The organism is Bartonella queenslandensis AUST/NH15, from assembly GCF_000312585.1.
Classification (GTDB): Bacteria; Pseudomonadota; Alphaproteobacteria; order Rhizobiales; family Rhizobiaceae; genus Bartonella; species Bartonella queenslandensis_A.
The window spans coordinates 270,375-270,865 of the sequence record NZ_HE998003.1 but is presented as its reverse complement, the minus strand read 5'-3'; the positions used below and the strand labels follow the sequence as shown (position 1 = coordinate 270,865).

Annotated in this window: 1 protein-coding gene; it reads left to right on the top strand. The window is 36.7% G+C overall.

Going from position 1 to position 491, the window contains the following annotated elements; translation table 11 throughout:
- On the top strand, nucleotides 1-491 hold a 491-nt coding region (locus tag BN338_RS12130), incomplete at both ends, for a type ISP restriction/modification enzyme (protein ID WP_039760112.1).

Sequence of the window (491 nt, the reverse complement as noted above, 5' to 3'; positions counted from 1 at the left end):
GGACAAATCGTTGAAAATAAAATGATACAAGTTGCAGGAATCGGGGCAATGAAAGGTTTTTCTGTTTTGATGACGAATACTGTGCCTAATTTGAATTCAATAGAAAAAAGTCAATGCTTTCCAAGATATTTTTACGAAGACACTACGATCTCAAAAGATAAAAGTAAGCAACAATCCCATTTATTTACGAATTCTACAGAAAACAGCAAAACAGCTAATTTACAACGGCGTGATGCCATTACGGATGAAGGTCTAGACCATTTTAAAGCTGCTTATCCTGATGAGAAAATCACTAAAGATGATCTCTTCTATTATGTTTACGGTATTTTGCATTCAGAAGATTACCGCGCTCGTTATGCTGATAACCTCTCTAAAGAATTGCCTCGTATCCCTTGTGTAAAGAGTTCTGATGATTTTTGGAAATTTGTTAATGCAGGGCGTGAACTGGGGCATTTGCACGTGAATTATGAAACGGTAGAACCTTATCCCGT